The following is a 5,664-nucleotide window of genomic DNA, read 5'->3' as shown; positions in this document are numbered from 1 at the left end:
CCCGCAGCCCCGCCGGGCGCGCGGACTGGTCGATGCGCCCGGCGGGGCTGCGGGAGGCCGGCCTGCTGCTGTCGCCGCGCGACGCCGGACTCATGGTCCACGCCGTCGGACTGGAGAACTGGCAGCGCACCCACCGCTTCTGCTCCCGCTGCGGCGAGCGCACGGTCATCGCGGCGGCCGGCCACATCCGCCGCTGCCCGGCCTGCGGCGCCGAGCACTACCCGCGCACCGACCCGGCCGTGATCATGGCGGTCACCGACGAGGACGACCGCATCCTGCTCGGCCGCCAGGTCCACTGGCCCGAGGGCCGCTTCTCCACGCTCGCCGGATTCGTCGAGCCCGGCGAGTCCATCGAGCAGGCAGTGCGCCGCGAGGTGTGCGAGGAGGTCGGCGTCACCGTCGGCGAGGTCGAGTACGTCGCCAGCCAGCCCTGGCCCTTCCCGTCCAGCCTGATGCTCGGCTTCATGGCGCGCGCCACGTCCACCGAGATCGACGTCGACGGGGACGAGATCCACGAGGCTCGCTGGTTCTCCCGAGAGGAGCTGCACGCGGCCTTCGAGACCGGCGAGGTGCTCCCGCCGTACGGCATCTCCATCGCGGCCCGCCTGATCGAGATGTGGTACGGCAAGCCGCTGCCGACCCGCAGCTTCGTCTGAGACGGCGAGGACCGCGAGGCCGCAGGCCGCCGCGAAATGATCAGAAACGCCGAACGGCGGCTCCTGAACCCCTCGGGGCTCGGGAACCGCCGTTCGGCGCAGCTCGCCCTTACGCGGCGAGCTTCTGCTTGACCTGGGCCAGCGACGGGTTCGTCAGCGTGGAGCCGTCCGCGAAGAGCACGGTCGGGACGGTCTGGTTGCCGCCGTTCGCCTTCTCCACGAAAGCGGCGGACTCCGGGTCCTGCTCGATGTTGATCTCGGTGTAGCTGATGCCCTCCCGGTCCATCTGGCTCTTCAGCCGCCGGCAGTAGCCGCACCAAGTCGTGCTGTACATCGTCACAGTGCCCTGCATCTCTCGCGCTCCTCAGGCAGCTCGGAAAAGGTCGTCCAGACAGAGAACGTAAGCGACCCGCCCGCCATTCCCGCCACAGGCGGCCACCCGCCGGTGTGACACCCGCCGCACCGATCCGGCACCAGCCGCGTGACACCCGCTGCACCGACGCTTGACACCCGCCGTACCGACGCGTGACACCCGCCGCACCAGAACGTGACTCCCGCCGCATTAATACGACTGCGAGCCCCCGCCTGTGGACAACCGGCACAGCCGTCCCGGCCGACCTGGCAGCATTGCGGTGTGACAGCAGCAACGCACTCCCCCCTCTTCCCGCAGGCACCGGAGACTGCCGACGCGGTGCTCGAAGGGCTCGACCCCGAGCAGCGCGAGGTGGCCACCGCCCTGCACGGCCCGGTGTGCGTCCTGGCCGGAGCGGGCACGGGCAAGACCCGGGCGATCACCCACCGCATCGCCTACGGAGTGCGCGCCGGCATCCTGCACCCGTCCAGCGTGCTCGCCGTCACCTTCACCAACCGCGCCGCCGGCGAGATGCGCGGCCGGCTCCGCCAGCTCGGCGCCCAAGGCGTCCAGGCCCGCACCTTCCACTCCGCCGCCCTGCGCCAGCTCCAGTACTTCTGGCCGAAAGCGATCGGTGGCTCCCTGCCCCGGCTCATCGACCGCAAGATCCAGCTCGTCGCCGACGCGGCCGCCGCCCTCGGCACCCGGCTCGACCGCAACGAGCTGCGCGACGTCACCGCCGAGATCGAATGGTCCAAGGTCACCCAGACCGTCCCCGCCGACTACCCGTACGCGGCTGCGAAGGCAGGCCGCGAGGCCCCCCGCGACCCCGCCGAGATCGCCCACCTCTACGCGGCCTACGAGGACCTCAAACGCGACCGCGCGGTCATCGACTTCGAAGACGTCCTGCTGCTGACCGTCGCCATCCTCCAGGACCGGCACGACATCGCCGAACAGGTCCGCGCGCAGTACCAGCACTTCGTCGTGGACGAATACCAGGACGTCAGCCCGCTGCAGCAGCGGCTGCTGGACCTCTGGCTCGGCGACCGTGACAACCTGTGCGTCGTCGGTGACGCCAGCCAGACCATCTACTCGTTCACGGGAGCAACGCCCGACCACCTCCTCGACTTCCGCCTCCGGCACCCCGGCGCCACCGTCGTGAAACTGGTCCGCGACTACCGCTCCACCCCCCAGGTCGTCCACCTCGCCAACGGACTGCTCACCCAGGCCCGGGGCCGCGCCGCCGACCACCGGCTGGAACTCGTCTCCCAACGGCCCCCGGGGCCGGAACCCGTCTACACCGAGTACACCGACGAGCCCGCCGAGGCCGAAGGCGCCGCACGCCGCATCCGGGAGCTGATCGACGCCGGCGTCCCCGCCGCCGAGATCGCCGTCCTGTTCCGCACGAACTCCCAGTCCGAGATCTACGAGCAGGCCCTCGCCGACGCCGGGGTCCCCTACCAGCTGCGCGGAGCCGAACGCTTCTTCGACCGGCCCGAGATCCGCAAAGCCGGCATCGCCCTGCGCGGCGCCGCCCGCTTCGGCGGCAACGACTCCCTCCTCGACGACGTCGTGGACCTCCCCTCCCAAGTGCGCGCCGTCCTCTCCGGCGAGGGCTGGACCAGCGCACCCCCGGCCGGCTCCGGCGCCGTCAGAGAACGCTGGGAATCCCTGGCCGCACTGGTCAACCTGGCCCACGACATCGCCGCCGCCCGGCCCGCGGCCACCCTCGCCGACTTCGTGGCCGAACTCGACGAGCGCGCCAACGCCCAGCACGCCCCGACCGTCCAGGGCGTCACCCTCGCCTCCCTGCACGCCGCCAAGGGCCTGGAGTGGGACGTCGTCTTCCTGGTCGGCATCGCCGAGGGCATGCTGCCCATCACCTACGCCCGGACCGACGAGCAGATCGAGGAGGAACGCCGCCTCCTCTACGTCGGTGTGACCCGCGCCCGGGAACGCCTCCACCTCTCCTGGGCCCTGTCCCGCTCACCCGGCGGACGCCCCAACCGCAGACCGAGCCGGTTCCTCGACGGGCTGCGCCCCGGCACCACCCCCACCGTCGGCCGCTCCGGCGCCGGCACGGGCGGAGGCGTCGAGCGCGGCAGCACCGCAGGCACCGCCGCCGCTCCCCGGCGCGTGCAGCGCACCCCGGCCCGCTGCCGGGTCTGCGGACGCACGCTCACCGACGCCGGCGAGATGAAACTGATGCGCTGCGCGGACTGCCCCTCGGACATGGACGAAGGGCTCTACGAGCGGCTCCGGGAGTGGCGCGCGGTCCAAGCCGAGCGCAGCGGCCAGCCGGACTTCTGCGTCTTCACCGACCGGACACTGATGGCCATCGCCGAGACCTGCCCGGAAAGTCCCGCCGAACTCGCCCGCATCCCCGGCGTCCTCAGCCGCAAGCTGCGCAGCTACGGAGCCGACGTTCTGGCCATCTGCGCAGGTCAAGAACCCGCCGAAGACGAGGGCGGCGACTGATGCGAACTCGTCGAAAAAATAGTTTGCGCATGCCCCAGCAATCCCCATAGGTTCTAGGCACGGACGCAGCGGCCTTCTCGAAGGCCCGGTTTCCGTGTTGTACTTGCATATCCGAACGGACTGGTTCACCCCAGTCCCTTGAGACGCCGAGAGGAGGCGAGTCCAGTGATCAGCATCAACATCAGCACCACCGTCAGCACGGCCAAACTGACCGATCGCTCGGCCGTCTCCACGTGCATGCTCGGCGCCTCGCACCAGGGCACCGGTCTGTCCGGCATCCGTGCCGTGCGTCCGGCGTCCTCTGTTGCCCTCGCGGGCCTTCCCATCCGCGAGCGCAATGAGCGACCGACCGAGGCACTGGAAGCGGTAGCGGCACAGGCGCACGCCTATGCCTTTGCGGCGGCCGGTGCCGGATTCCGGAAGCAGACGACGCAGCACCACCTGATGTGGGCCTTCCGTGGGCCAGAACCCTGGAGTGATCCAGCCTGATCGCCGATCAGGCCGGCGCCTTCAGGGCCGCGGAACCCCATCCGGGATCCGCGGCCCTTCTGTTTTCCCCGAACGGGGACGACGGAGCGAAGGGGCCTCGGGACAACAGAACCCGGTACCAGCCGACACCCGGTCAACCGGCCGGAACGACCAGACGAGGAAGACCAACCGTGCAACTCGAAGCGCACGCCCCGTCCGTACCGCCTTCGCAAACGATCCCCCCGCCCGGCCTCACGGAGGACTCCACCTTGACCCCCCTCACCGCGCTCGACGACGCCATCGAGAACCTCGGCGTACCCGTCCCCTGCCGCTCCTACGACCCGGAGGTCTTCTTCGCCGAGTCGCCCGCGGACGTGGAGTACGCCAAATCCCTCTGCCGCACCTGCCCGCTGATCGAGGCCTGCCTCGCCGGCGCCAAGGAACGGCGTGAGCCCTGGGGCGTCTGGGGTGGCGAGCTGTTCGTCCAGGGTGTCGTCGTCGCCCGGAAGCGGCCGCGTGGTCGCCCGCGGAAGAACCCGGTCACGGCATGAACACCGCAGGAACGATCGACCGCCCCCTCACGCACGACCCCAAGAAGCAGGCCCCGATGAAGCCGTCCACCAGCGAGCCCGCCGGCTCCGCGACCCCAGACTTCACCACCACCGGCGCGACCGAAGCGCGCCAGAACAGGAACCGTGAGATGCAACTCATGCAAGAAGCCCTGGCTCGTGCGCATATGCATGAGCGACTCCATGACGCGGTACGCGAGCGCCGGGCCATGCGCCTGGCGGTCGCCCAGCGCATGCAGCGCCGGGCCGAGCGCGCCTCGATGCGCGCCCGCCGCGCGCTCGCCATGGCCGTCATGCAGTAAGCAACGCGAGCACCACACCTGAGCAGCGGTGGCCTCCCGGACCCGGGAGGCGAAGCCTCCCCGCGGGGGCCGGTCCGGCCCAACGGACCGGCCCCCGCGGTGCGTTGCCTACGGCCATCGGCCCTCCGCGGGGCGCCGCATACGGCGATCGACGGTCTTTGTGAGGCGTCGCGTACGGCGATCAGCCGGCCTTGGGGTTATCGTCGGCGGGTGACGAGTCCTCCCGGCGGAAGTGATCAGGGCGGCTCCACCGCGGAGCGCCGCCGCCTCGTGTGTGCCCGCTGCGGCACCCCCGCCGACGGCCCCCAGCCGGTCACCTGGACCTGCTCCGTGGAGAACGGCATCCGCCAGTACTTCTGCGACGCGTGCTCCCGGGAGAACCTGCGGGCGATCGAGGGACGGCTGGACTCGGCATGGTGGTGAGCGTCCCCGGCCCGCGGCCGGAAAGAGAGGGAGAGGCCGGGGTGGCACAAGAACCGCCCGCGGCCCGTCTGCGGGTCCGCAACGACGGCGACGACCTGCTGGAGCTGGTCCTCGAACCGTACGGGAGCGATCACTGGCTGCTGCCCGGCGAGACCTTCGTCGTGTGGACGATCGGTTCGCCGGGCGCCGAGCGCCCGTGGTCCGGGACGACACGAGGCAACGAGCCCTTCGAGGTGGACCACGCGCCGGGATTGGTGACGGTCCACATCAACGGCAGCCTCGGATACGTCACCGATACCGACGGCAACGAGATCGAGTGCGGTCGGTGCCGACCTGCCGGCACCGACACCGCGTGACGTGAAACGCGAGGGGAGGGGGCCTCCCCCCTCCCTCCCCCCCGTCTCTTATACCAATCT

Annotated in this window: 8 protein-coding genes; 7 read left to right on the top strand and 1 reads right to left on the bottom strand. The window is 71.0% G+C overall.

What is annotated here, in order from left to right:
* Nucleotides 1-656: NAD(+) diphosphatase (gene nudC, locus CCN44_RS28435; RefSeq protein WP_086700662.1), on the top strand; the 656-nt coding region annotated here is incomplete at its 5' end.
* A gap of 109 nt (nucleotides 657-765) precedes the next feature.
* Here the strand turns inward: nudC and CCN44_RS28430 are convergent.
* Nucleotides 766-1,008, bottom strand: coding sequence for a mycoredoxin (locus CCN44_RS28430; protein ID WP_059252494.1), 243 nt, complete (start codon nucleotides 1,006-1,008; stop codon nucleotides 766-768).
* A gap of 282 nt (nucleotides 1,009-1,290) precedes the next feature.
* On the opposite strand from CCN44_RS28430, the gene CCN44_RS28425 reads away from it, so the two are divergent.
* The 6 genes from CCN44_RS28425 (at nucleotide 1,291) to CCN44_RS28405 (ending at nucleotide 5,604) form a co-directional block, all read left to right on the top strand.
* Nucleotides 1,291-3,486, top strand: a complete 2,196-nt coding sequence (locus tag CCN44_RS28425; RefSeq protein WP_208639855.1) for an ATP-dependent DNA helicase UvrD2 — start codon at nucleotides 1,291-1,293, stop codon at nucleotides 3,484-3,486.
* Nucleotides 3,487-3,651: 165 nt separating this feature from the next.
* Nucleotides 3,652-3,975 (top strand): hypothetical protein, encoded by a 324-nt coding sequence (locus CCN44_RS28420; protein WP_086700656.1) that lies wholly within the window; start codon nucleotides 3,652-3,654, stop codon nucleotides 3,973-3,975.
* Nucleotides 3,976-4,145: 170 nt separating this feature from the next.
* A complete protein-coding gene (locus tag CCN44_RS28415) occupies nucleotides 4,146-4,505 on the top strand; it encodes a WhiB family transcriptional regulator (RefSeq protein WP_086700653.1) in 360 nt (119 codons plus the stop codon).
* Nucleotides 4,502-4,825 (top strand): hypothetical protein, encoded by a 324-nt coding sequence (locus CCN44_RS28410; protein ID WP_059252497.1) that lies wholly within the window; start codon nucleotides 4,502-4,504, stop codon nucleotides 4,823-4,825. Before CCN44_RS28415 ends, CCN44_RS28410 begins: the two co-directional genes overlap by 4 nt.
* A gap of 210 nt (nucleotides 4,826-5,035) precedes the next feature.
* Nucleotides 5,036-5,248 (top strand): hypothetical protein, encoded by a 213-nt coding sequence (locus CCN44_RS44110; protein ID WP_143650002.1) that lies wholly within the window; start codon nucleotides 5,036-5,038, stop codon nucleotides 5,246-5,248.
* Between the two features lie 41 nt (nucleotides 5,249-5,289).
* Complete coding sequence (locus tag CCN44_RS28405; RefSeq protein WP_086700650.1) at nucleotides 5,290-5,604, top strand: hypothetical protein; 315 nt, start codon at nucleotides 5,290-5,292, stop codon at nucleotides 5,602-5,604.
* The last annotated feature ends 60 nt before the right edge of the window (nucleotides 5,605-5,664 follow it).

It is taken from the genome of Streptomyces tricolor (assembly GCF_002155905.1).
Classification (GTDB): domain Bacteria; phylum Actinomycetota; class Actinomycetes; order Streptomycetales; family Streptomycetaceae; genus Streptomyces; species Streptomyces tricolor.
Note: the sequence above shows the minus strand (reverse complement) of the source record. Positions and strands in the feature narration are given on the sequence as shown.

Coding starts and splice junctions, on each gene's coding strand:
- CCN44_RS28410 (WP_059252497.1), top strand. CDS start 4,502: ATGAACACCGCAGGAACGATCGACCGCCCCCTCACGCACGACCCCAAG.
- CCN44_RS28430 (WP_059252494.1), bottom strand. CDS start 1,008: ATGCAGGGCACTGTGACGATGTACAGCACGACTTGGTGCGGCTACTGC.